Genomic DNA, 25,319 nt, shown 5'->3' on the forward strand with positions numbered 1-25,319 from the left:
TCACGTGAACCGCCCCTTGCCGCGCTCCGACCAGGCGAACGAACGACTGCACCGGGCGATCCCCGGTGGCGCGCACACCTACGCCAAGGGCACCGACCAGTACCCCGACGACCTCTCACCGGTCATCGCGCGTGGCCTCGCCGGCCATGTGTGGGACGTCGACGGGAACGAATACATCGAATACGGCTCGGGACTTCGCGCGGTCAGTCTCGGCCACGCGCACCCGCGGGTCCTCGAGGCCGTCCGGACGGAGATCGCGAAAGGCGCCAACTTCGTCCGGCCGTCGATCATCGAAGCCGAAGCCGCGGAACGGTTCCTCGCCGCCGTGCCGACCGCCGAAATGGTCAAGTTCGCGAAGAACGGCTCCGACGCCACCACCGCCGCCGTCCGGCTGGCGCGGGCAGCGACCGGACGGCGGCTCGTGGCGATCTGCCGCGATCACGCGTTCTTCTCCACCGACGACTGGTTCATCGGCACGACGCCGATGCCCGCCGGTATCCCGGACGAGACCACCGCGCTGACGGTTTCCTTCCCCTACGGCGATCTCGCGGCCACCGAAGAGGTGTTGCGGACCGAGGAGGTCGCCTGTCTCGTCTTGGAAGCCGCGACGCAGCAGGAACCGCCGGACGGGTATCTCGCCGGGCTGCGCGAGCTGTGCGACCGGTACGGCACCCTGCTGGTCTTCGACGAGATGATCACCGGGTTCCGCTGGTCGGCGTCCGGCGCCCAAGGTCTGTACGGAGTCACGCCGGATCTTTCGACGTTCGGCAAGGCGCTGGGCAACGGTTTCGGTGTCTCGGCGCTGGCGGGCAAACGGGAGTACATGGAGCTGGGCGGTACGCGCGACCACCGCGAGCGTGTCTTCCTGCTTTCGACCACGCACGGCGCCGAAACGCACTGCCTGGCTGCTTCGATCGCCGTCTTCGACACCTACGCCGAAGAAGGCATCACCGCGCGCCTGCACGAACTGGGCGACCGGCTCGCCGCCGGAGTCCGCGAAGTCGCCGCGAGCGCCGAAGTCGGCGAGCACGTGCTCGTGCGCGGCAGGGCGAGCAACCTGGTGTTCGCGACGCTCGACGAAGCGCGTGAGCCGTCACAGGCGTATCGGACGCTGTTTATGCGGGAGCTGATCAGCGGCGGTGTGCTCGGACCGTCCTTCGTGGTCAGTGCCGGGCTGACCGAGGACGACATCGACAAGACGATCGACGTCGTCGCGCGGGCCTGCACCACCTACCGGAAGGCGCTGGAACTCGGTGACCCGGCGCAATGGACGGGCGGCAGGCCGGTGAAACCGGTGTTCCGCAAGTACTCCTGAGGACCACTCGTTCGTGTCCCTCCTCTGCGCTGCGTGGTGATTTACCTTGATTCGTATGACTTGGGCAAGAACGACGGCGTTCGCGCTGTCGGTGGTCTTGACGGCCGGCTCCTTCACCGCCGTGGCAGCGGCGGCCGAGGCGCCGGCCGTCTGCGCGTCCGGACCGGCGAGTTTCCCCAAACCGGAGGACGCCGTCATCGTCGAACCTGGCGAACATCTTTCGATCGAGACCGCGGCGCATCCGCCGGGGACGACGTTCTGGCTCGCCGCCGGCACGCACATCCTCGCCGACGACCCGTACAGCCAGGTGATCCCGAAGGACGGCAACGTCTACCTCGGCGCACCCGGCGCGGTGCTGGACGGCCGCGGCGTCAACCGGGCGGCGTTCACCCAGCAGGCGAAGGACGTCGTGATCCGCGGGCTGACCATCCGCGGCTTCGCCGCCCCGCAGGACCAGGGCGTGGTGAACCACGATTCCGGCGAGCACTGGGTGATCGAGGGCAACGTCATCGAGGACAACCGCGGCGCGGCGATGATGGCCGGGCCCCGGCAGCAGGTGCTCGGGAACTGCCTGCGGAACAACGGGCAGTACGGCATCAACGCCTACCGCGCGGGCAACGGCATCAGCGGGCTCGTCATCGAGGGCAACGAGATCGCCGGGAACAACACCGAGAACTGGGAGAAGAAGGTGCCCGGCTGCGGTTGCAGTGGCGGGGCGAAGTTCTGGGCGGTCGACGGCGCGGACATCCGGGGGAACTGGGTGCACCACAACCACGGCGCCGGGCTCTGGGCGGACACGAACAACAACGATTTCGTCATCGAAGACAACGTGATCGAGGACAACGAAGCCGAGGCGCTGTTCTACGAGATCAGCTACAACCTGATCATCCGCAGCAACACCTTCCGTCGTAACACCCTGGTGATGGGCCGCGATTTCGCCGCGCGGGGCAACAACTTCCCGGTCGCCGCGGTGTATCTGAGCGAATCCGGCGGCGAGCCGCGGCTCCCGGCGCGGACCGACATGATCGAGATCGCGGAGAACGAGTTCGAGGACAACTGGGGCGGGCTGACCCTGTGGGAGAACGCGGACCGGTTCTGCAACAGCCCTTCGAACACTTCGACCGGAACCTGCACCCGGGTCGTCTCCTCGCCGTCGGAATGCGCGCCCGAATCGATCGCGCAGCCACCGGCGTACGACGATTGCCGCTGGAAGACGCAGCGGGTCAACGTGCACGACAACGTTTTCCGCAGTGCTCCCGACTGCACCGGGCTATGCGGCCGGATGGCGGTGCTCGCGAATTACGGCACCTATCCGTCCTGGTCGCCGTACCGCGGCAACGTCGTGTCCGACGCGGTGACCTTCGGGCAGGACAACGAGTGGTTCTCGAACACCTACCTCGGGCATTGGTCGTTCGTGGCGCATGACGCGTCACGGTCCCTCGATGTGCCGGCTTGGCAGGCGGCTCCGTATCGGCAGGACCCTTGCAGCACCTTCGACGGCGCCGGCGGCTGCTGACGCTTCACGTGACTCGCGTGATCGGAGACCGATCACGCGAGTCACGTCTTTCCGGCGGCGGTCAGTCCTTCTGCAGGAAGAAGTACGCGTACCGTTCGTCCAGCTCGTTCTTCGGCACCAGCTGGATCGCCTTGGGCGTGAACCCGCACCGCTCCGCCAGCTGCCAGAAGGCGTCGACGCGGTAGGTCGTCATCGCCGCCAGCCCCGAACGGTACGAACGACGGCGCGACCGTGTCCGCCAGGTGCCGGGGTCGTACTTGATCTGAATCAGCGCGAGCCCGCCGGGGACGAGCAGTTCCCGCGCGATGCGGAGCAGGCGCTCGCCGTACTCCGGCGTCGGGATGAGCTCGAAAACGTAGAAGCTCACGTACACGTCGCACGGTTCCTTCACCACCGAGAGCGCGGCTTCGGGATTCGCGACGTCGATGTCGACGGCCTGGAAGGGGGTGTCGCAGACGTTCGCGACCTGTTTCCCGCATTCGGCCAGTGTCTCGGCGGAGATGTCGACGCCGATGAATTCCTGGGCGCGCGGGGCGAAGTGGACGGCGTTCGCACCACCGCCGCAGCCCCATTCGATGACCCGGTTCCACGGCCGGTCGAACCCCGCCAGCCGGGCACCGCCTTCGAACATCTCCAGATGCCGTGCGCCGATTTCCGACCAGAGGTCGTTGCCGTCGAACGTGCCGGAATCACGCCAATGGGAATTGTCCTTCCATCTTTTCCCGTCCGGCGCGTTCCAATATCCCTGCGCGTCGGCCGAGATGGCGGATTCCGATTGTTTGGCACCGACCGTGGCCAGCGCGCGCTGGCCGAGATCCTCCGCCCGTGCGGCGACCCGCTTGGCGGTATCGAGGAGAGACATGGGATGGCCTTCCTTTCGCTGCGCGGTTTTCGGGGAAATAGCGTTCACGGCGTTCGCCGGGCCGACACCCTGTCCGTGAGCGACGCGACCGCCGGGACCACCGCGAGTGCCACACCGAGGCCGCCCAGCGTGTCAGTCGGGTAGTGCGCGCCCATCGTTACCTGGGCCCAGCCCATCGCCGTTCCGGCGGCGAAGACCACGACGACCAGCAGCGCCGTGGCCGGGCCGCGCCGAAGACCGCCGAAGGCACCGAGCGCGGCGGCGAAGGCCAGCGCGGCGACGAACCCGGTGTGCCCGCTCGGATACGACAGGAATTCGCCGTGGATGTACCGGCCGGTGAGCGGTTTCAGCCCGCTCGTCAGACCCACGGTGACCAGGACCGCCACCACACCGGTGACGGCGGTACGCGGCCGCCGCGAATACAGGCACAGCCCGGAGAACAGGATCAGCGTGACGGCCGCGCCGACGGGCTCGCCGACGAAATCGATCACGGTCGCGATGGTCCACCAGGGATCGCCGGACCAGGCGAGCGCGTCCACGAGTGTCGCGTCCGGCCCGGTCGGTGTCGAGGTGCCCGCGTAACCGAGTCCCAGTACCAGCGCGGTGAGCACGCCGATGACGGCGAGGACGAACGCGGCCGGGCGGAGCACCGGCGGCAGGGCCCGTGGTGCCGCCAGTACGCCCTCCTTCACTCCGCGACCACCCGCTCGGCCGCCTCGATCGCGTCCTCGTAGCCGCCGATCAGCCGCTCCAGCCCCACCTCGGGGGTGAATTCCTGTTCGTAGACCAGCCTCGCGGCCTTGCCGAGTTCGCGGTTCCGTTCGACGTCTCCGACGATCTCCCGCAGCCGCCGCGCCAGCGATTCTTCGTCGCCGGGCTCGTGCAGCGCCCCGGTCACGCCGTCCTCGACGAGTTCGCGGAACGCGCCGTGCGCGGCGGCGAGGGTCGGGACACCGGCGGCCATCGCCTCGACGACCACCAGCCCGAACGTCTCCAGCCATTCCGACGGCGCGACCGCGACCGCGGCCCGGGTGAGGAGTTCGGCGCATTCCGCCTTGGTGCGCAGTCCTTCGTAGCGGACGTCTTCACGGCCCTCGGCCCAGCGGGCGACCTCGTCCTGCATCGGCCCGGTGCCCGCGATCACCAGCGGCATACCGAGCCCGCCCGTCGCCGCGAGCCGGTCCCAGGCCGCCATGAGCAGGCCGATGCCCTTCTCCGCGGTGATCCGGCCGAGGAACAGGACATGTTCGCCGGTGCCCGTGCGCCTGATCCCGGGATCGGTGACGAAGTTGTACTTCACCGCCAGCCGTCCGGCGGGCATGCCCGCGGCGATCAGGGTTTCGCGCTGCGCCCGTGAGATGCAGAAGAACCGGGAGACGCCGGACCACCAGCGACGCCGGTTGAGCAGCAGACTCGCCGCCATCGGCACGGTCGCGAGCGCCGAACCGCGGTAGCAGCCGTGCCGGACCGCGGGCGCCGGTGTCCGGCCGACGCAGTCCGTGCACACCCGCCCGTCGCGGTACAGCGTGCCGGGCGGGCAGATCAGCGTGTAGTTGTGCACCGTCGCGACGACGGGCACGCCGACGTCCGCGCACGCCGCCAGCACCGACGGCGACAGCAGCGGGAAGGTGTTGTGGACGTGGACGACGTCCGGCCGGTCTTCGGTCAGCCGCCGGACGAGGTCGGTGCGCACCGCCCGGTTCCACGGCACCTGGAGCGGGACGACGGCCTTGCGCGGCAACGACATCGCGGAGATGTCGTCACTGCGCCGTTCGAAGAGGCCGACGTCGTGCCCGGCGGCCGCGAGCAGCGCGACCTCCTGGTCGACGACGTTGTTCTCCCCGCTCGGCTGTTCGGACCGGTAGCGGTTGTGGACGACGAGGACCTTCACGCAGGCTCCTTGGCCGGGATGAACTTCTTCTCGACGACGGGTTCGGACGGCACCCGCACCAGCAGCGACGCCGCCAGCGCCAGATGCAGCAGGTACGGCGACGCGTCACCGAGTCCCGCCTCGGTGTAGGACGCCGAAACGCAGTAGGTGATCAGGAAGATCGCGCACGCCCTGGCCAGCGAAGGCGGCCGCAGCGCGGCGACCACGATCAGCACGAGCATGAAGGCCGCGACGATCGCGATCCCGACGTAGCCCTGTTCGTGGTAGACCGCGAGCCAGCTGTTGTCGATGGGCAGGCCGATGTAGGACTTGTTCGTCAGCCCGACACCGAAGATGTACTCGCCGATCGTGCGCGGGTCGGACAGCAGCGCGTCCCACACCTTCGCCCGGCCGGTGAGGCTGGAGAAGTTCTCCGAACTCTGGCCGCGCAGGAACCACGCCTGCAGCAGGGAACCGAGGACGACGGTGGAGACGGCGCCGATCAGCGCGGCCCCGGCGAACACCTTCCTGGCCCGCGCGCTGGACATCCAGAGCGACAGCAACGCGATCAGGACCCCGGCGATCAGCCCGAGCGTGGCGGTGCGGGTGTGGGTCAGCAGCAGGATGCCGATCGACGGGACGATGACGATCAACGCGTTCAGGCGGTCGAGTTCGCCGCCGAGCCACAGCAGCAGCGTGAGCCCGATGACCACCGCCGAGTACTGCCCGACCTGCGGCGGGGTCAGCGGCCAGATCGTGCCGGTCAGCCGACCGCCGTACTCCTCCGCCAGCGCGATCCCCGGTGACGCCGCCAGCCCGGCGACGACCGTCACCAGCACCACCGAATAGGTCCGGATGTGCTGGCGGACGAGCCGGATCCCGCCGTCCCACCACCGCGTCAGCAGCCACAGCGTGCTGACGAACAGGCCGAACCGGAAGCAGCGGAACAGCGCGCCGAGGCCGACTTCGAGGTTCAGGCTCGCCAGAAGGCTCAGCACCACGAGGATGCTGAGCAGCAGCAGGTACGCGCTCGGCCGGATCCGGAGCCGGAGGTTCAGCGCCAGCGCGATACAGAACGCCAGGACGAGCGAACCCATGGTGACCAGCTGGATCACCGAACGCGGGATCGGGATGACCGTCGTCGCGCCGGTGGAGCCGAGGGTGTTCAGGATCAGCAGTGCCCAGACGAAGGCGACCGCCTTCGGCATGTCCGGCGACTGCGAGGGACGTTCGCCCCGGGGCAGATGCGGGAAACGGGTCCTCGGCCGCAAGTCAGCCACCCCCTTGCCGGGTGTAGGTCGATCCGGCGTCCTGGTGGTACGGGCCGCCCTGCCATTCGCCGATGCTCAGGTTCCGGCTCGGTTCGAAGGCGATGAAGTTCCACGGGCCGACGTAGGTGTTGTCGTGCCATTTGTTGCCCTGGTCGAAGGTGATCGCCTGCTGCACGACCTCACCCTGGTACGGCGACCAGTCCGGGTACGTGCCGAAGTTCGCCAGCACGGCCATCCGCGCACAGGTGTTCTCACAGCCGGTCACGGCCGGGTCGAGGACGAACCGGTTGTGATGGATCTCGACGCGCTGGGTCTTCCATCGGCAGTCGCCGAACAGCGCGCCCGACGCGATCGCGGGCCGGGCGCACGTCGCGTGGTCCGGCACCAGCCGCGTGCAGGCCCCGGACGAGGTGTTGGCGGGGCTGTTGCAGAACCGGTCCGAGTTCTCCCACAGCGTGATGCCGTTCCAGTTGTTCTCGAGGACGTTCCCGGCGATTTCGATCTTGTCGGTCCGCGCCTTCACCCTCGGCTCGCCGCCGGATTCGGAGATGTACACCGCCGCCACCGGGAAGCTGTCGCCGCGGTCGATGTAGGACTTGCCGTCCACCGCGTTGTTGCGGCGGACGGTGTTGCCGCGGATGACGGCGTTGTAGCCGGTCTCGTACATGATCCCGGTGCTGTCGTTGCCCTCGACGAGATTGCCCTCGATCAGGAAGTCGTTGTTGTTGGTGTCCGCCCACAGCCCGACCCCGCGGTTGCCGTGCACCCAGTTGCCGCGGACGTCGGCGCCGTCGACGGCCCAGAACTTCACGCCGCCGGTGCAGCCGCAGCTTTCGACCTTCTTCTCCCAGTCGCCGGTGTTGTTGCCGGTGATCTCGTTGCCTTCGACGAGCAACCCGGTGATCCGGTTCTGCCCCTCGTAGGCGTTCATCCCGTACTGCCCGTTGTTCCGCAGGCAGTTGCCCCGCACCTGCTGCCGCGCGCCGGCCATCAGGCCCGCGCCGTCGTTGTCCTCCACCGTGTTGTGCTCGATGATCCAGCCGGGGGCGGAATCGTGGTTGACCACGCCCTCGTCGCGCGGGGCGAGGAAACCGCGCACGGTGAGGTACTGGATCTTGACGTCGGCGGCGCTGCCGGAGAAGGCGTACTGGTTGATCTTGCGACCGTCGAGGATCGCCTTCGGCGCGCCGACGTAGACGTTCCCGGCCTTCGGCTGCACCTGGTCGAACCGGTCGTCACCGAGCCGGTGTGTTCCCGGCGCCAGCCAGAACGTCGTCCCCGGGCCACTCGCCCTGGTCTTCGCCGCGAGATCGCCGGGGATCGCCGGATCGACCGTCACCGCTCCCGGCGGCGCCGCCGGCGGCCCCTGCGGCAGCTTGCCGCAGACCTGCGCCACCCCGCCGGACGGCGCCCGCGCCGGGTCCGGCGGTTTCCCCGCCTCGTCGGCGGGTTCGGCGGTGCAGGAGGCCAGCGCCGCCGCGGCCAGCAAGGCTGGCAGCACGACGCGGCGGAAGCGGTGCGGTCGAACCGTCACAACGGAGGTCCCTCGGGCTCGAAGGTGAGCAGTGTGGTCATCCCGGTCGAGGCGGTTCCGGTGCCGATCAGCGTCCACGCCGGCTCGCGTCGGCCGAATCCCGCCGAGTACCAGCCGAGCGGCGGGGTGGTCTCACCGCGGTGCGCGGACCATCTGAGCCGTGCCGGAAGCTCCATCGACGCGCCGCGCACCCGGCCGTCGACCGTCCAGGACAGCTTCGCCGTCGACCCGGTGAGCACGACCTCGACGGCCGGCCCGAAGTGGAACGCGAGACGGCAGGGCTGTGCCTCGCCGCCGCGGACCTCGTCGAGGATCCTCAGCTCGGTGCCGTCCAGTTCCACCGAACGCTGGGGCACCGACGGCGCGTAGCCGTCGTGTTCCGCGCTCCAGCGCGATGGCGTCCCCGCCGCGATCACCGTGGTGACCGCGTGTTTCGTCCACAGGAACGGCCCGCCGGAGACGGATTGGTCGGTGCGGGAGAGTTCGAGCGTGTTGTGCCCGGCCGTGGACCGGAAGTACGACCGCCACTTCGGTTCGCCGTGGTAGCAGTACGTTCCCGGGTCGGCGAGGATGTCGACGCCGTCGTGCCGGACCTCCACCGAGAGCGCGTCCGCGTGCGCGTGGGCGGCGATGGACAGGAAGCCGTGCGGCCCGCCGTCGCACCGGCACCAGATCCCGCCGTCGCGCAGGATGGTCATCCCGGCGTCGGCGAAGTCGTCCCGCCGCCGCGCCGGTCGCCGCGCGGCGACCTGGATGTCCTTGGCCAGCGCGGAGAACAGCTGGGTCCGGACGTCCCCGCCCGGCGTCTCCGGCCACCAGTCCAACCGTCCGAAAAGGACGGATCCGGTGTCGATCAGCGAGGCCCAGCGGCTGGTCTCGTCGCCGTCGACGATGAGGCCGAAGCCATCGTCCGCGTCACCTTGCCTCGGCGGCCGCAGCTTGTTGTCCACAATGGACGCCAGCGCGTCGGTCATCCGGAGCAGCACGAGCCAGGTCGACTCGGGCACCGTGACCCCGGCGGCCTTCGCCTCCAGCGCCCCGGCGAGCCCCAGCTCCAGGACGAGCCCGTGGTACTCGGTGGCGAGTTCCCGGTTGAGGCCGGAGTCGAAGGTGTTGTGCCGCAACATCTTGTCCAGCGACGCGAGCGCCGAATCCCGCCACCGGCCGGATTCGGGGAACCAGGCGAACGCGCAGGCCGCGGCGAGCTGCCCCGCGTCCTCCGCGATCACGTGGTTGTTCGCCGACGAACCCCGGCTGGGGAACGCCGCCAGCCAGCGCTGGTGGTGCCAGATCTGGTTGAGCGCCACCGGGTTGTCCTCGAACAGCGCCGAAACCCGCGACCAGCCGTCGAGCAGCCGCCGGACCCACACCCACGACAGCAGCCGGATGCCGAGTTCGATCCCGCTGACCCAGTGCACCCCGCGCATCGGCGGGTTGGCCGCCCACCACGACGCGAGATGCGCGGCCACGCGTTCGGCGTACCGGTCGTCGCCGGTCAGGGCGTACGCGGCGGCCAGCACGGTGAGGTGCTGATGCCGCGACGGCTCCCAGATCTGCTTGATGTCGCCGACGGTCTCCTCGCTCCGGTACGGGATGTCGAAGGAGTACACATCGGACGGTGCGCGACGGCCGGTCTTCGGGTCGTACGACCAGTCCGGATCGACGAGGTCGTCGCGCTCGACGCCGAAGTACTCGGCGCGCCCGTCCATCAACCGGTCGGCGGTGACGAGCAGATCCTTCACCGCTTCGCCCGAGACGGCGGCGAGGACGTCCTCACCGGGCACCGTCGCGAACCGGCGGTCCGGCAGCCAGGCCGCCTTCTCCCCCGCGACCCCGCGCCACTGGCGTTTGCGCACGACGTCGGTGACCCGGCCCGCGATCTCGGCGGGCCCCATCCTCGACAGTCTTCGCAGGTACCAGGACGGATCCATCAGCCCAGCCCCTCCTTGGCGTTGATCCGCACCGGTGCACCGGTTTCGAGGCTGCGGTTGACCGCGAGCGTGGCCAGCGTCGTCGAAACGAGCGACTCGACGGAAACCGGCATCGAGACGCCGGTCGTCAGCGCGTTGACGAACGCTTCGAGCTCGGCGGCCTGCCCCTTGTCCCGGCCCTTCGGGATACGGGAGCTCGCCCACTTCTTGCGGCCGAACACCGACGCGCGCGCGAAGTCGTCGAACTTCAGCACCTTGCCGTCGGCGGTGACGTCGATCGTCTCCTTGGGGAACGCCGGCGAACCGCTGGTGGTGTACGCGATCGACGCGGTCGAGCCGTCCGGGTAGCGCAGCAGGATCTGCAGGTCCTGGTGGCCGGGGGTCGCGGTGGCGTACACCGACACCGGGTCGGAGCCGAGCAGCCAGCTGACCGTGTCGATGAAGTGGCCGCCCTCGCCCGCGAACCGCGAACCCTCGCTGTCGGCCTGGTTGTACCAGCTGTTCGCGTCGAGCTGACCGGCGTTGACCAGGTACCGCACGGAGGCCGGACCGATCCGCGGTCCGAAGTGGAGCATCGACTCGTTCAGCAGCGGCGCGAACCGGCGGTTGAAGCCGACCTGCAGCCGATCGTTGCCGGATTCCTCGATCGCGCCGAGCACGATCTCCAGTTCCTTCTCCGACAGCGCCAGCGGTTTCTCCACGAAGACCGCCTTGCCCGCGAGCAGCGCGCGCCTGGTCAGCTCGGCGTGCGAGCTGTGCCTGGTCACGATGAACACGGCGTGGATCGAGTCGTCTTCGAGCATCGCGTCGACGTCGGTGGAGGCGCGGGCGAAGCCGAACTTGCGTTTGGCGTTCGCGCCCGAGAGCGCGGAGGTGGTGACGACTTCGAAGAGGTCGAGGTACTCCATCTCCGCCAGATGCGGGAGAAGCATCGAGGACGCGTAGTTGCCGGCGCCGATGAAGCCGACCCGCAGAGTGTCGATCTTCGGCACCGCGCGGGTGGTCACCGGTGCCGGGAGCGCGACCTCGGTGACCTGCTCGGTGGCCGCGACGGCGCGCTTCTCGTACTCGAACAGCACCGCGACGGTCTTGAGCTCGCCCTCGTTCAGCTTCCGGTACGTCTCGACGGCGTCGGAGAATTCCGAGACGTGCGAGATCAGCGGCTCGACGTCGAGACGGCCGCTGCCCATCAGATCGACGACGCAGGCGAGGTTGCGGCGCTCGGTCCAGCGGACCTGGCCGATCGGGTAGTCGCGGCCCTCGAGTTCGTACTCCGGGTCGTACCGGCCGGGGCCGTACGAGCGGGAGAACCGAACGTCGAGTTCCTTTTCGTAGTAGGCGTTCCACGGCAGGTTCAGCGAGCATTTGCCGATGTCGATCACGCGGCCGCGGTCGCGGGCCAGCTTCGCGGCCAGCTCCACCGGCTCGTTCGTGCTGCCGCCCGCGGCGAGGTACACCTGGTCGACGCCGTGTCCGGAGCTGATCTCCGCGACCGCCGTGTCGACGACGCCGGACCCCGGGTCACCGCATTTCAGAGCGCCGAGCTGTTCGGCCAGCGCGCATCGCGACGGGTCCGGGTCGACCCCGACCACGCGGACCCCGGACGCGACCAGAAGCTGCACGACCAGCTGGCCGATCAGGCCGAGCCCGATGACCAGGGCGATGTCGCCGATCTGCGGTTCACCCTGCCGGACACCCTGCATCGCGATCGAGCCGACCGTGCCGAACGCGGCGTGCCGCGGGTCGACGCCGTCGGGCACCTTGGTGTAGAGGTTCTTGGGCACCCAGTTCAGTTCCGCGTGCAGCGCGTGCTCGTTCCCCGCGCACGCCACGTAGTCCCCGACGGCGACGTCGTCGATGCCCGCACCGACCTCCTCGACCACGCCGCACAACGAGTACCCCAGCGGCGTGTACGAGTCGAGTTTGTTCATCGCCTTGCGATAGGTGGCACCCAGCCCGTTCGTGGCAACGCTCTGCATCACCTTCGCGACCTGATCCGGCCGGGCCTTCGCCTTGCCCACCAGCGAAAGGCTCGCCTCGGACACCTTCATCATCTCGGTGCCGGTGGAGATCAGCGAATAGGCGGTGCGGACCAGCACACCCCCCGCTTTGCACGCGGGCACTTCGACGTCGAGGAGCGCCAGCTCCCCGCTCTTGTAGTTCTGCACTACCTGCTTCACGTCGCTCCTCAGCGATCAGGTGGTCCGGGCCGACACGGCGCCGCGATACCAGTACTCGAGGGTCAAGATGTGCCAGAGGTGCTTGGACCGGTCCTGCTGCCCGGACGCGTCTTCGTCCACGAGCTTCCGCAGGGCCTCACGACGGAGGAACCCGGCCTTCACCAATTCACCTTCGTTCGTCACCTCGCGCACCAGCGGCGCGAGGTCGCGGCTCATCCAAGCCCGCAGCGGTGCGCTGAACAGCCCCTTCGGCCGATGCACGATCTCGGCGGGGAGGATGGACAGCGCCGCTTCCTTGAGCGCCATCTTCCCTTGGCGCTTCACGATCTTCTTGTCCCCGGGGATCCGGAACGCGGCCTTCACGACCTCGATGTCGACGAACGGCGTCCGCACCTCGGTGGAGGCGGCCATACTGGACCGGTCGGTGTAGGCGAGGTTGAGCCCGGGCAGGAAGAGCCGCGAATCGGCGAGGCACATGCGGTTCACGAAATCCGACAACGTGTTGTCGTGATAGGTGTCCGCGTGTTCGGTGATCACGTCGTCGACGGCGCCCGCGAGGTCCGGGTTCAGCAGACCGGCGAGTTCGGCCTGGTCGTACATCGTGTAACTGCGCCGGAACGCGGTCTCTTCGGGCAGCTCCGCGAACGAGAGGAACCGCTTGGCGAACCGGACCGACCGGAACCCGCGCTTCGAGGTCGCCACCGGCAGTCTGTCCACAAGGGACTCGACGGGCCGCCGCACGAGACCGGGAACCCGTTGGTACTGAACGGCGATCTTGTTCGCGAGATGCTTGCGATATCCGGCGAACAGCTCGTCGGCACCCATCCCCGAGAGCATCACCTTGACCCCGGCCTCGCGGGCGGCGGTGCAGATCAGGTAGCTGTTGATCGCCGCCGGATCGCCGATCGGCTCGTCGAGGTGATAGGTCATCCGGGGCAGCAGGTCGAGCACCTGCGGCGCGATCTCGATCTCGTGCAGGTCGACGCCGAACTTCGCGGCGACCTTCTTCGCGTACATCAGGTCGTCCGGCATGGCCTCGAACTTCGCGTCCTCGGCCCGGAAGCCGATGGTGTACGCGGAGATCCCCGGCCGCTCGCGCGCGGCGAGCGCGGTCAGGTAGCTGGAGTCGAGCCCACCGGAAAGGAACGTCGCGACCGGCACGTCGGCGATCAGGTGCTTGCGCGTGGAGTCTTCGATGACGGCGTTGAGGTCGAATTCGCCTTCATAGGCGGCGCCCTCTTCGGCGACCTGGCGCAGGGACCAGAAGGTGCCGCGTTCGACGTCGCCGTTCGGCCGGAACCGCGCCCAGCTACCCGGCGGCAGCTTCTCGGCCTCGCGGAACGCGCAGCGGCCGTCCGGGACCCAGTAGTAGAGCAGGGAAGCGACGAGCGCGGTGTCGTCGATGGTCAGCGAGCCGCCAAGCTCGGCGGCCAGCGCCTTCAGCTCGGACGCGAACGCGACCCCCTTGCCGCGGCGCACCAGGAAGAGCGGTTTGATCCCCAGCTGGTCGCGGACCAGCACCAGCTCACCGGAACGTTCGTCGAAGACACCGAACGCGAACATGCCGCGGAGCCGGTGCAAACCCTCGGTGCCCCATTTCCGCCAGGCTTCCAGCAGGACCTCGGTGTCGGACGTGCCCCGGAAGCGCACGCCGGCGGCTTCGAGTTCCTTCCGCAGTTCCGGCGCGTTGTACAGCTCGCCGTTGTAGGTGAGCGCGAGCCCGTCCTTGACCATCGGCTGCGCGCCGGTCTCGGTCAGGTCGACGATCGACAGACGCCGGTGTCCTAAATGGACTTCCCCGTGGTCGTACCGCCCGGAACCGTCGGGGCCCCGGTGGGCGAGTGTCTTCGTGAGCCGATCGGTGAGCGGTCCCCCGTCCGGCCAGAAGTAGGCCCCTGCGATGCCGCACATCTGCTTTTACTCCCCCTACAAGGCTTCGGCATTATCCGGTGACACAGGCGAGAATCGTTTGGTCGGCTGATCGGCGTTGTCGAGCTCTTCCGGCCGCTTGTACGGCGTCGGCGGACGGCGACGGACGGGCTTCTTGTCCTTCGCCGGTTCGAGTACGCGGTCGACCGGCTTCGCGGGCTCGGGCGGCGCCACCGCGAGCCGCCGCACGGTGGGCTCGTCGTCCGGGAACATCTCGACCGGTTTCGACTGCGGGGCACGGTCGAACCTCGGCCGGGGGCGGCGGACGGGCGGCGGCTCGGGTGCCTTCACCGGTTCCGGTGACTCGACCGGCTCCGGTCCGGCCAGAGCCGCCCGCGTCTCCGCGCCCCGGCCGCGCAACGCCGTGTGCAGGCCGTCCCACAGGGTTCCGTCGGTGTGGTCACGCGGATCCGGGTCCACCACGACGATCCCGATGATCGGGATCCGCCGTTCGGCCAGCTGACGCGCGACGGTGTGCAGCCACTCCGTGTTCGCCCGCCCGGCGCGCACGACGAGGATCGTTTCCGCACCCAGGTGTTCGAGGTCCGTCCAGGCCGTCCCCGGCTCGATCGACCCGACACCGACACGGCACTCACCGGGCGCCTTCGGCTCATCGCGGCCCAGCACGCGGACCTTGCCTTCGCCGGCGAGAGCGCGCAGATCCGCCTTCGGCAGCTCGTCGACGAGCGTGACCGGCCCCTTCTCCGCGAGCCCGTTGGCGATGTCGACGGCCAACGCGGCCGTCGTGGCGCGGGCGCCGAGGTCGAGCAGCGACACCGTCCCGTGCTCGCCGATCGTGCGGAGCAACGTCGCCGCGACCCGCTCGCGTTCCGCCACCGCACGGGACTTCCGCCACCAGCGCCGCGGTTTCGGCAGCTGGGCGAGCACCGAAGCGCCGAGATGCCACGAAAGTTCGCGCCGCAGCACCGGCCGGTCCTTCACCACACTGCTGATGGCGGCCAGCACGAGCCCCAGCAGCAGGCCGAGTACCGCACCGATCCCGGCGGCGGCACCGGTGGACTTGAGGAACGACTTCGGCACGATCCTCGGCGCGTCCACGATCTGCGTCCCCGCGCCCACCTTCGGCGTGCCGATCCCCGCTTCCTGCGCGCGGCCGTCGTAGTCGGAGATCTTGGAGGTCAGCTCCGCGCGGCGGGAGTACATCCGCTCCAGCTGGGCCGGATTGGGATTCCTCTTCGCCTCTTCGGTGACTATGTCGTTCTGGACGGTGGCGAGTTCCGTCTGCGCCTGGTTGCGCTGATCGATCAGGGCCTTCTGCTCGGCGGCGGCGGCCGCCTGGTTGCGCGCGACGTACTCGGTGATGAACGCGTCCGACAACGCCTGCGCGCGGGCGACCGCGTCGGCGTTGTCCTTGCCCTTGACCGTCACCTGGAGGACGTTGTTCGTGACGCCGAGCCCGGTGTAGTCCTTGAGGAACTCTTCCGCGGGCTGGGTGCTGTTCAGTTTCTTGAGCGCTTCGCCCGCGATCTTCGTCGTCTGCAGCACGGCGACGTCGGTTTCCATCAGCGTGCCGCTGTCACTGGGCGAATCGTCGGCATGGATGACGAGGATCTTCGCCACCGCCGTCGGCGGGGACGGCAGGAGCAACGCCACGAGCGCGCCCGCGATCAGCCCGAACAGCGCGGTGGCCAGCCACAGGCGACGACGTCGCCGGACCGAGACCACGAGCCGCTGGAGATCGATGAGCGGCTCGGATTTCTCTTTTTCGGCGGTCGTCACGGGGTACCTGCCAGTGCTTCTCGATCTGTTTCGGCCTTCTTCTCGGCCTTCGAGGCCCGGGTGGGCCGGACGGGGCGGACCAGAGCCGCCCCCACCACGGCCAAACCCGCGTCGGCGCACGCCTCGGCGAAACCGACCAGTTCCCACGCGGTGCGGGTGCCGACACCGAGCACGACCAGGACGCCTTCGGCGGAGGTGTCCTCCACCACCGGCCGTCCGGGAGCCACTTCGACCACGGTGAACCAGCGGTCGGAGAGCGCGGCGATCCGGTCGGCCGCGGTCCGCGCGGCGTGGTCGCCGCCCGCTACCAGCACCAGCAACCGGCGCTGGGGCAACCGGGCGACGAGACGGCGGAAGTGGACCTCGCCGTCGATCTCCTCGGGGGTGACGTCCACGCGCCGGATGTTCCACGGCCGGTCGTCGCCGAGCAGTTTCGCCCGCAGGCTCCGCCCGGCTTCGGGAACCGCCTCCTCGGCGACGTCCACAGTGGCCAATACGGGGCCGCCGAGCGCCGCGCCGACCTCCTCCTCGTCCCGCAGCCGCCGGTCGGTGCGGGCGGCGAAGAGGTGACCGAGCAGGCCGAACACGAAGAACAGGAGCGCGCCGCCGAGCGCGAGCTGCGGCAACGTCGGCGCCGCCGCCGAAGTCGGCCGTTCGGCCGCGCCCATCACGACCATGCTGCCGAGACCGCCGCTCGTGGTGTCGGTGGCGTTGAGCGTGGACATCGCCTGCTCGATCGACGAACGCAACGCGGCCAGCTCGGTGCGCAACTGGACGGTCTCCACCGACGTCGTCCCGTCGGAGACCTTCTCCGTCAGCTCGGAGATCCGCTGGTTCGCCTGCGCGACCTGCTGGCGCAAGGTCTCGCGGCGTTCCTGCGCCACCTTGACCGCGGCGTCCCCGGTGCTGGCGAGGACCTGCGTCGAGTACTTCACGAATTCCTGGGCGACCTGGTCCGCGACCTGCTGCGCGTGCTCGGCGGAGTCGTCCGTCGCGGCGATGGTGATGACGTTGCCCTGCGCGACCGTGGTGGTCACGCGGTCGCGCAGATCGGCGCCGCTGCCGCGGCCGAGGACGGCGGCGGCCCGGTCGAGTACGACCGAACTGGTCGCGACCTCGGCCTGGGTGAGCAGTTCGCTCGCCTCGCGCGGGCCCTGGAGCAGGACGTTGGAGGTGGTCCGGTATCCGGGGGAAAGGATCATCGACGATCCCGCGCCGACCAGTGCGCCGAGGAGGGCGAGGACCACCAGGGTCCGCCACCTCCCGCGCAGGACCTGCCCGATCGTGGACAGGCGCACCGTGTCGTCAGTCAAAGCCGGGATCTCCGTCCGGTGCGTGTGGGTGTGGCATGAATCCCGTCGGAGCGACCGCGATGTTGGTTACAGGTTTGCCCGAGTCTTGTTCAAAACGCGATCGGGAAGTCGATCAGCGGACCGCGGCCGCATAGGCCGCGAGCAGGGCTTTCTGGGAGTTCTCCCACGAGAGCGGACCGGCGACCCGTGCCCGCCCCAGCTCACCCATCTCCGCCCGCTGCTCCGGCGAATCGAGCAGATGCGCGATCAGTTTCGCGAACTCCGGCTCGTCGTTCGCCGGCGCGTACAGCGCGGCTTCCCCGGCCGAAACGCGGGCCTCCCGCAGTTCGAAGGAGACGATCGGACGGCTCATCGCCATGTACTCCATGATCTTGTTCATGGTCGACACGTCGTTGAGCGGGTTCAGCGGATCCGGCGAAAGGCAGACGTCGGCCGAGGACAGGTAGCGCAGCAGGTCCTCGTCGGAGATCCGGCCGGTGAACTCGACCTGATCGTCGAGCTTCAGTTCCTTGGACAACGCCACCATGGCGTCGAAGGCGTCACCGGAACCGATGAACACGGCGTGCCAGTCGGTGCGACCGACCTCGTCACGCAGCGAAGCGAGCGCGCGCAACGCGTAGTCGACGCCGTCCTGCGGGCCCATCACGCCGAGGTACGCCAGCAGATGCGGCTTGCCCTTCTTGAGTTCGGGCTCGGCGGGCACCATGTGGAACCGCTCGACCACGGGCGCGCTACGTACGACGAAGACGTCGTCCGGCGACTTGCCGCCGCGTTTCACGGCGACGTCCTTGTAGCTCTCGTTGGTCGCGATGACGACGTCGGCCGTCTTGTAGGTGCGGCGTTCCAGCGCGCACACCGCGCGGTACAGGAAGTCCTCGCCGCGGTCGAAACGCGAGAGGTACAGCTCGGGACAGAGGTCGTGCTGGTCGAAGATGAACTTCGCGCCTTGGCGCTTGAGGTACAGCGCGACCAGGAACAGCAGGTCCGGCGGGTTGCAGGCGTGCACCACGTCGACCCGGCCGACCTTGCGGGCGAGCCGGAGCGTGTGCCACAGCGCGGATCCGTACTCCTGGACGTATCCGGCCGGACCACCGGTGGCGGCCTTCAGCGGGTACCGCAGGATGTGGACGCCGTCGATGGTGACCTCGGCTTCGGTGTCCCGTTTCGTCCCTTGTGGACAGATGACGTGGACTTCCCAGCCGGCGTCGCGAAGGGTCTGGCACTCCTGCCAGACACGGCGATCGAAGGGGACGGAAAGGTTCTCGACGAGGATGAGAGCTTTACCAGGCAAGACCGACATATCCCTCTTCAGCCCGGCGCTCGGCGGCGTCGGGTACGCGGACGAGATCGATGATGGTGTGGCCGCCACCGGCCGGGAGCGCCGCGAGGACCTCCGGGTCGGAGGAGCCGATGAGGCAGACCTCGGCGTGGTCGACGACCTCGTCGATGGAGCCGGCCAGCAGCTGGCCGAGATGCGGCAGCCTGCCCTCGATGTACTCGCGGTTCGCGCCCATCAGCCGCGAAAGGCTGACGTTGGCGTCGTAGATGCGGAGGTCGTAACCCTTGCCGAGCAGCCGCTCCGCGAGCTCGACGAGCGGGCTCTCGCGGAGGTCGTCGGTGCCGGGTTTGAACGACAGGCCGAACAGGCCGATCTTGCGTTTCCCGGTGCGCGCGACCAGATCGAAGGCGCGCTGGAGGTGTTCGTCGTTGGAGGGCAGCACGTGCGAGAGGATCGGGACGGCGACGTCCGCGCGGTGCGCGGCGTAGACCAGGCCGCGCAGATCCTTGGGGAGGCACGAGCCGCCGAAGGCGAACCCGGGGCGGAGGTAGGCGGGGCTGATGTTGAGCTTGCGGTCGGCGAGGAAGACGTCGATCACCTGATGCGAGTCGAGCCCCAGCGCGCGGCAGATGGCGCCGAGCTCGTTCGCGAAGCCGATCTTGAGCCCGTGGAAGGAGTTGTCGGCGTACTTCGTCATCTCGGCGACCGGGATCGCGACGCGGAAGACCTCGCCGGGCAGTCCTTCGTACAGGGCCGCGACGACGTCGCCGCTGGCCGGGTCGAGCTCGCCGATGACGGTTTTGGGCGGATCGAAGAAGTCCTTGACGCTGCTCCCCTCGCGCAGGAACTCGGGGTTCACCGCGACCCCGAAGTCCACGCCGGCGGTGCGGCCGGACGACTTCTCGAGGATGGGGACGAGCAGATCAAGGCAGGTGCCGGGGAGCATGGTGCTGCGGAAGACGACCGTGTGGCGCTCGGTCTTGTTTCGGAGCGCTTCGCCGATTTCCTCGGCGACGCGCTCCAGGAACGCCGTCGACAGGCTGCCGTTCGGCGCGGACGGGGTACCGACACAGATCAGGGAGACTTCGCTGTCCGCGATCGCCTGTCTGACGTCGGTGGTCGCTCTCAGCTTCCCCTCGGCGACCACCTGCGCGGTCAGTTCCCCGATCCGCTCCTCGACCACCGGCGCCTTGCCGCTGGAGACGAGTTCGATCTTCACCGGGTTCACGTCGACCCCGACGACCTCGTGCCCGCGTCCGGCCAGGCACGCCGCCGACACGCAACCGACGTAACCGAGCCCGAAGACACTGATCTTCATGACGAATTCCTCCAGCCGCGTTCCGCTGCCCGTTGGTCGGCGGTGGGACCGGGTTCGTTACCGGTGTCCGTCGTTCGCCTGCTTTTGGCGGAATGCCTGTGCGGCAAGGGAATCACTCATCGTCCGAGAGGCGCGAAACGCTACAGGGCGCGCGTAACGATCTCGTGAGTGATTCAGGCGGCGGTGAGGCATCGGTCCCGGTGGTCGTGAGTGGTAAGTGACGTTAGAACGTCACTTACCACTCACGACCAACCGGACCCAGTTATCCACAGCCAGCGCCCTCTCCCCGCTGCTTGTCCACAGATCCGCTTCGAGCCACCCGCAACGACCCTCCACCGGCCATCGTCAGAGGGTGCCCATCAACAGACGCTGGTCGGAAGACTCCGTCCCGGCCGGACAACGCCCGAGCTGGCCGATCCTCCTGGCGGAGCAACAGGGAATCGTCTCGAGGGGGCAATTGCGCGCCTACGGTCAAACCATGTCGGACATCAGGGCGAATCTCGCGGCCGGACGCTGGCAGCGGGTTCTCCCACGGGTTTACTCGACGTTCACCGGCGACTTGTCACGCTCGGCCAAGATCCAAGCCGCGCTGCTCTACGGAGGCGGGTACGCGATTTTGAGCCATCGAACGGCCGCCGAAGAATGGAAAATCCTCCCGGTCATCGAAGAGCCTGTCGAAATCACGGTTCCGTACACCTTCTCCGCGATCTCGCAGACTCCCTTCGTCATCGTGCACAGGTCTCGCGCGCTGCCGCACATCGCCGCGGGAACGCATCCCCCACGAAGCAAGGTGACGGACACGATCCTCGATCTGGCCGCCGCCCAGCGGACCCCGCACCAGGCGACGAACACCATCGTCGACTTGCTCGGCCGGACCAGGACGTCCGTGGCCGCCATGGAGGCGTGCGTGCTGGTCCGGCCGCCGTTCCGCTATCGGCCCGCCATTCGATACGGCCTCGCCCTCGTCGGCGGGGGATTGATGTCGGCTCTCGAAGTGGCCTACCTGGAAAAGGTCGAGGACGAGCACGGATTACCGCGTGGAAACCGACAAACGCCGATCGAGGTGGACGGCAAAACGCTCTGGGAGGACGTCACCTATGACGATCACGGCGCCGCGATGACGGTCCGGCTCGACGGTCGGGCGACCCATGCGATGGCAGGCATCGCTTTCCGGGATCGCCGACGGGACAACGCGGCCGAACTGGCGGGACGGGCAAGACTCGTCTACGGCTGGCAAGACGTCCAGGACTCGCCGTGCGAGGTGGCCGCCGAGGTCCGCACCATTCTGGTTCGCGAAGGTTGGGACCCGGCAGGGGCGCGGACGACGACTTGTTCGCGGTGCGGCGAGCGGCAGAACGGTCCGGGTGGTCGTGAGTGGTAAGTGACGTTAGAACGTCACTTACCACTCACGACGTCTTTACCCGACCCACTTCGCAGCAAGCCCCTCCCCGACGGAAGTCGCCTTCCCGTGGTTCTCGATGGGCGAGACCTTCGAGTTCTTGAAGCAGATGTACGTGACGCCCGAGTCGACGCCGCCGTTCTTCGGGTCCGGGTTGATGCCCAGCGCCTTCGCGGTCGCGTAGGACGCTTCGCCGATGATGTCCTTCGGGCCGGTGTCACCGATGACGGTGTAGAGCACCTTGTTGTTGTAGATCACCGCGCACGATCCGGCGCCCTTGAGGCCGGCCTTCTCGAAGTTCCACGTGCTGCTGATGCTCGGCACGACGATGTAGGGCGTCTCGTCGGCGACCAGCGCCTTGCCGTCGGAGCGCGGGTACGCGGTGCCGTCCTGGAACCACGGGTCGGTGTTCTTGTTGCACCGCGCGGTCGGCTGCCCGTCGCAGTCGACGTCCATGTCGGCCTTCCAGAACACGGCGCTCCCCGCGTCGCAGACCGCGATGGTCCGGCCGGTCTCCTCGTCGGTCTTGTACTTGCCGTTCGAGACCTGCTTGCAGCTGGTGGTCTTCGCCAGCAGCTGCTGCGCGGTCGGCCCGGCCTGGATCGAAGGGGCGGCCGCGGCCGTCGCCGCGGGGGCCAGTCCGGCGGCCACCACCATCGCCGAGAACAGGAGCAGTTTCCGCATACCGAGCACCCCTTAGTTAATAAAGCTTCTTTATCGAGGGTCCTCAGAATGCCTTCGCCGAAGTTTCAGCTCAAGGGTTATTTTCCCACTGCACAAAGAAAACCGGTCAAAAGCGGGCAAGCCTGGCGACCCGCGACATGACCCGTCCCGCTCGGCGGTACAGGCCTTCCCGGTTACCGAGCACGCCGTCGATCCAGTCCTGATCGATGTCGTGCCGGACCTCCGTGCGCGGCCGCAGCCAGCTGTCGCGCGACACGGCCCCGCCTTCGTGCGTGTAGACCCGCGTCGCGCCGGAACGCCGGAGCCTGCTGAGCACCCGCCGGTCGTAGGCGCCGAACGGCGGCGCGTACGCGCGTACGGGTTCGCCACTCAGGTCCTCAAGCAGTTTCGGCGCGATTTCGAGTTCGCGCCGGGCGTGCCTGCCGTCGAGGCGCCGCCAGTCGCGGTGCTCCCAGCCATGCGAACCGATCGACATCCCCGCCTCGACCAGTTCGCGAAGACCGTCAGCGTCGACGAAACCCCGCTGCCCGATCCGGCCGGCCAGCGGGAAGAACTCGGCCGTGAGATCGCGCTCCACCAGTCTGGGGAGCGCGATCTCGACGTCCGAGACGTTGCCGTCGTCGAAGGTCAGCCCGACGTCTTCGCGTCCGGCCACCGAGTCGAGCACCCGCTCGAACTGCTCGACGGTCACCCATGTTTCGTCTTCGCCTGGATCCAGCGCGCGCACGGGTTTGCCCACGCCGCCAATCGCCAGGATCACCATCCGCGCCTCATTCGGGACCGAGTGTGTTTCCCGATTAATCGCGTTGGCGAATGGAGTAGTTACACGATCCCGCAAGGTGTCCACTAATGGATTACTTGCGGATCTCCAGGGTGCAGCACTTCGGGCCGCCGCCGGCCTTCCGCAGCTCGGAAATGTCCAGGAAGACGACCTCGTAGCCGCGTTCGGTCAGCCGCGCCGCCAATCCGGTCGCCTCGACCGGCAGGACGACGTTGCGGCCGTCGGACACCCCGTTCAGGCCGAAACACTCAGCGTCGGCGCGGTCCGCGATTACCGCGTCGGGGAACATCCGCTCCAGCACCTTCCGCGACCCCGCCGAGAAGGCCTCCGGGTAGTAGGCGATCTGGGCGGACGTCGTGTCGGTCGCCTCGGCCAGCACGAACAGCGCGGTGTCGAGGTGGTAGTAGCTCGGGTCGATCAGCCGCAGCGAGACGACCGGGACGCCGAGGACCTCCTGCGCTTCGGCGTGCGCGGCCGGGTCGGTGCGGAAGCCGGTGCCGGCGAGCAGGATCTTGCCCGTCCAGGCGAAGTCGCCTTCGGCCTCGTTGATCTTCTCGGGCATGGTGATGTCGCGGTAGCCGTGCTCGACGAACCAGCGGCGGAAGTGCTCGGCCTCGGCGGTGCGCTGCGGGGCGCGGAACCGCGAGCCGAGGACCCGCCCGTCGACGACGGTGCCGGAGTTCGCGGCGAACACCATGTCGGGCAGACCGGGCTGGGCGTCGATCTCCTCGACGGTGTGGCCGAGGCGTCGGTAGGTGTCGCGGAGTTCGGTCCACTGCGCCATCGCGGCGTCGACGCTGACCGGGACCGACGGGTCCATCCACGGGTTGATGACGTAATCCACCGCGAAGTACCGCGGCGGGCACATGAGGTAGCGGCGCGTCGTGGGTACACGGGGCTGCTGCTCCAGTTCCGGCATACCCGAAGGGTAAGGCTGACCTAATTCCGCAATCAATCGCTGTTCGCTGCGCATATACCTGCTAAACATTGCGTGTGAACACCATCGACCAGCGAATCGTTTCATGCCTGATGGCCAATGCGAGGTCCAGCTACGCCGACATCGGCAAAGTCGTCGGCCTGTCCGCGCCCGCGGTGAAACGACGGGTCGACAGACTGCTCGAAACCGGGGTCCTGCGCGGCTTCACCGCGGTCGTGGACCCCGAGGCGCTGGGCTGGGGCACCGAGGCCTTCGTCGAGATGACCTGCAACGGCAACATCACCCCCGCCCGGATCCGGGCCCGGCTGGAACCGTTGCCCGAGGTCGTCGCGGCCTACACGGTGTCCGGCGCGGCCGACGCGATCGTCCATCTGCGCGCTTCGGACATCCACCACCTCGAGACCGCGCTGGAACGGCTGCGCGGACTGGAGATCGTCGACCGCACGGTGTCCACCGTCGTCCTGTCCCGACTACTGGAGCGCCCGCCGACGCCCGAAGCGTGACACCCTCGACCGCGTGACCGATCAGATCCGCTCCAGCCATGACGGCGGCGTCGCCGTGCTCACCATCGACGCGCCCGCGACCCGCAACGCCCTGACCCTCGACCTGTCCGCGCAGCTGGCCGAGGCCGTCTCGCGCGCCGAAGCCGACGAGAGCGTCCACGCCTTGGTCGTCACGGGCGCGCCACCGGCGTTCTGCGCGGGCGCCGACCTGGACACGCTCGCCGGCGCCCGGGAGGACGGACTCCGCGCGATCTATGACGGTTTTCTCTCGGTGGCGCGGTGTTCCCTGCCGACGATCGCCGCGGTCGGCGGGGCAGCCGTGGGCGCCGGGCTGAACCTCGCGCTCGCCGCGGACGTCCGCATCGTGGGACCGAAGGCGAAGTTCGTGGCCAGATTTCTCGATCTCGGCATCCATCCCGGCGGCGGGATGACGTGGATGATCCAGCGGCTCGTCGGCCCGCAGAAAGCCGCGGCGATGACTCTCTTCGGTGAGGTCGTCGGCGCCGAAGCCGCTGTCGAATGCGGGCTCGCGCTCCGACTCGTCGAAGGAGATCTGGTCGAGGCCGCCCGTGAACTGGCGAAACCCGCTGTCGGCGCTCCGCGAGACGTCCTTCTGGCGACGAAGCGCACGCTGCGGCACACCGCCGCGCTGACCGACCATTCAGCCGCCGTCGACGCCGAGATCGAGCCCCAGGTGGCGTCACTCACCGCACCCGCGTTCACCGAACGGCTGGCCAGGTTGCGGGCTTCACTGTCCAACTGCTGATTGGTCCTCGACCGGACTTCACTACGCTGGAAGGAGATACGGCTCACAATCGGGCCGCATCGCTGACCGTTACCATCAGTAACAGATAAACCGGATAATCCCCGCTCAGCGACGAGCTCAGGACACTCGAGAAGTAGGTCCGGCCCGTTTTTACGGCAACCTGGGAAGTGTGCCGAGGACTAGCCTCGGGA

The 25,319-nt window shown here is 68.5% G+C and carries 20 protein-coding genes; 5 read left to right on the forward strand and 15 right to left on the reverse strand.

All coding sequences use genetic code 11. From position 1 onward, the window contains the following. Positions 1-4 precede the first annotated feature (4 nt). Positions 5-1,315 carry a glutamate-1-semialdehyde 2,1-aminomutase gene (locus ED92_RS03245; protein WP_037332836.1) on the forward strand — a complete coding sequence of 437 codons (1,311 nt, stop codon included), beginning with the start codon at positions 5-7 and terminating at the stop codon, positions 1,313-1,315. A gap of 55 nt (positions 1,316-1,370) precedes the next feature. Then, positions 1,371-2,831 carry a right-handed parallel beta-helix repeat-containing protein gene (locus ED92_RS03250; RefSeq protein ID WP_037332840.1) on the forward strand — a complete coding sequence of 487 codons (1,461 nt, stop codon included), beginning with the start codon at positions 1,371-1,373 and terminating at the stop codon, positions 2,829-2,831. A 61-nt stretch (positions 2,832-2,892) separates the two neighbouring features. Here ED92_RS03250 and ED92_RS03255 read toward each other — a convergent pair whose 3' ends face one another. From ED92_RS03255 to ED92_RS03310, 12 genes are all read right to left on the reverse strand, one after another. After that, positions 2,893-3,693: a bifunctional 2-polyprenyl-6-hydroxyphenol methylase/3-demethylubiquinol 3-O-methyltransferase UbiG gene (locus ED92_RS03255; protein WP_037332843.1), complete on the reverse strand. Its 801-nt coding sequence runs from the start codon at positions 3,691-3,693 to the stop codon at positions 2,893-2,895. Between the two features lie 44 nt (positions 3,694-3,737). Further along, a complete protein-coding gene (locus ED92_RS03260) occupies positions 3,738-4,385 on the reverse strand; it encodes a phosphatase PAP2 family protein (protein WP_037332845.1) in 648 nt (215 codons plus the stop codon). Beyond that, positions 4,382-5,584 (reverse strand): glycosyltransferase family 4 protein, encoded by a 1,203-nt coding sequence (locus tag ED92_RS03265; RefSeq protein ID WP_037332848.1) that lies wholly within the window; start codon positions 5,582-5,584, stop codon positions 4,382-4,384. Before ED92_RS03265 ends, ED92_RS03260 begins: the two co-directional genes overlap by 4 nt. Next, on the reverse strand, positions 5,581-6,771 hold the full coding sequence (locus ED92_RS03270; protein ID WP_037332850.1) for an O-antigen ligase: 1,191 nt from the start codon (positions 6,769-6,771) through the stop codon (positions 5,581-5,583). Before ED92_RS03270 ends, ED92_RS03265 begins: the two co-directional genes overlap by 4 nt. A 64-nt stretch (positions 6,772-6,835) precedes the next feature. Beyond that, on the reverse strand, positions 6,836-8,368 hold the full coding sequence (locus tag ED92_RS03275; protein WP_081975686.1) for a right-handed parallel beta-helix repeat-containing protein: 1,533 nt from the start codon (positions 8,366-8,368) through the stop codon (positions 6,836-6,838). Next, the gene (locus ED92_RS03280; RefSeq protein ID WP_037332852.1) at positions 8,365-10,299 is read right to left on the reverse strand and encodes an alginate lyase family protein; all 1,935 of its coding nucleotides are present in this window, start codon (positions 10,297-10,299) and stop codon (positions 8,365-8,367) included. The genes ED92_RS03275 and ED92_RS03280 overlap by 4 nt, the downstream gene beginning before the upstream one ends. Further along, a complete protein-coding gene (locus ED92_RS03285; RefSeq protein ID WP_037332854.1) occupies positions 10,299-12,479 on the reverse strand; it encodes a bi-domain-containing oxidoreductase in 2,181 nt (726 codons plus the stop codon). Before ED92_RS03285 ends, ED92_RS03280 begins: the two co-directional genes overlap by 1 nt. 15 nt (positions 12,480-12,494) lie before the next feature. Further along, entirely contained in the window at positions 12,495-14,390 is a 1,896-nt protein-coding gene (gene asnB, locus ED92_RS03290) for an asparagine synthase (glutamine-hydrolyzing) (protein WP_037332856.1), read from the reverse strand. A gap of 15 nt (positions 14,391-14,405) precedes the next feature. Continuing rightward, positions 14,406-16,148, reverse strand: a complete 1,743-nt coding sequence (locus ED92_RS03295) for a Wzz/FepE/Etk N-terminal domain-containing protein (RefSeq protein ID WP_037332858.1) — start codon at positions 16,146-16,148, stop codon at positions 14,406-14,408. Further along, on the reverse strand, positions 16,145-17,461 hold the full coding sequence (locus tag ED92_RS03300; RefSeq protein WP_037332861.1) for an exopolysaccharide biosynthesis protein: 1,317 nt from the start codon (positions 17,459-17,461) through the stop codon (positions 16,145-16,147). The genes ED92_RS03295 and ED92_RS03300 overlap by 4 nt, the downstream gene beginning before the upstream one ends. Before the next feature lie 112 nt (positions 17,462-17,573). Further along, complete coding sequence (locus tag ED92_RS03305; protein ID WP_037332864.1) at positions 17,574-18,761, reverse strand: glycosyltransferase family 4 protein; 1,188 nt, start codon at positions 18,759-18,761, stop codon at positions 17,574-17,576. Further along, positions 18,742-20,058 (reverse strand): nucleotide sugar dehydrogenase, encoded by a 1,317-nt coding sequence (locus ED92_RS03310; RefSeq protein WP_037332866.1) that lies wholly within the window; start codon positions 20,056-20,058, stop codon positions 18,742-18,744. Before ED92_RS03310 ends, ED92_RS03305 begins: the two co-directional genes overlap by 20 nt. Before the next feature lie 352 nt (positions 20,059-20,410). Here ED92_RS03310 and ED92_RS03315 point away from each other — a divergent pair, with 352 nt between their 5' ends. After that, the gene (locus tag ED92_RS03315; protein WP_052120232.1) at positions 20,411-21,439 is read left to right on the forward strand and encodes a hypothetical protein; all 1,029 of its coding nucleotides are present in this window, start codon (positions 20,411-20,413) and stop codon (positions 21,437-21,439) included. Between the two features lie 36 nt (positions 21,440-21,475). Here ED92_RS03315 and ED92_RS03320 read toward each other — a convergent pair whose 3' ends face one another. From ED92_RS03320 to ddaH, 3 genes are all read right to left on the reverse strand, one after another. Continuing rightward, positions 21,476-22,141 (reverse strand): glycoside hydrolase family 75 protein, encoded by a 666-nt coding sequence (locus ED92_RS03320; RefSeq protein ID WP_037335914.1) that lies wholly within the window; start codon positions 22,139-22,141, stop codon positions 21,476-21,478. 106 nt (positions 22,142-22,247) lie between these two features. After that, positions 22,248-22,904 (reverse strand): polysaccharide deacetylase family protein, encoded by a 657-nt coding sequence (locus ED92_RS03325; protein ID WP_037332868.1) that lies wholly within the window; start codon positions 22,902-22,904, stop codon positions 22,248-22,250. Positions 22,905-22,995: 91 nt separating this feature from the next. After that, the gene (gene ddaH / locus ED92_RS03330) at positions 22,996-23,841 is read right to left on the reverse strand and encodes a dimethylargininase (protein ID WP_199754870.1); all 846 of its coding nucleotides are present in this window, start codon (positions 23,839-23,841) and stop codon (positions 22,996-22,998) included. Between the two features lie 74 nt (positions 23,842-23,915). Here ddaH and ED92_RS03335 point away from each other — a divergent pair, with 74 nt between their 5' ends. Then, positions 23,916-24,362: an Lrp/AsnC family transcriptional regulator gene (locus ED92_RS03335; protein ID WP_005151923.1), complete on the forward strand. Its 447-nt coding sequence runs from the start codon at positions 23,916-23,918 to the stop codon at positions 24,360-24,362. A 13-nt stretch (positions 24,363-24,375) separates the two neighbouring features. After that, entirely contained in the window at positions 24,376-25,128 is a 753-nt protein-coding gene (locus tag ED92_RS03340) for an enoyl-CoA hydratase (protein ID WP_037332870.1), read from the forward strand. Positions 25,129-25,319 lie beyond the last annotated feature (191 nt).

The organism is Amycolatopsis sp. MJM2582, from assembly GCF_000754115.1.
In the GTDB taxonomy this organism is placed as follows: domain Bacteria; phylum Actinomycetota; class Actinomycetes; order Mycobacteriales; family Pseudonocardiaceae; genus Amycolatopsis; species Amycolatopsis japonica.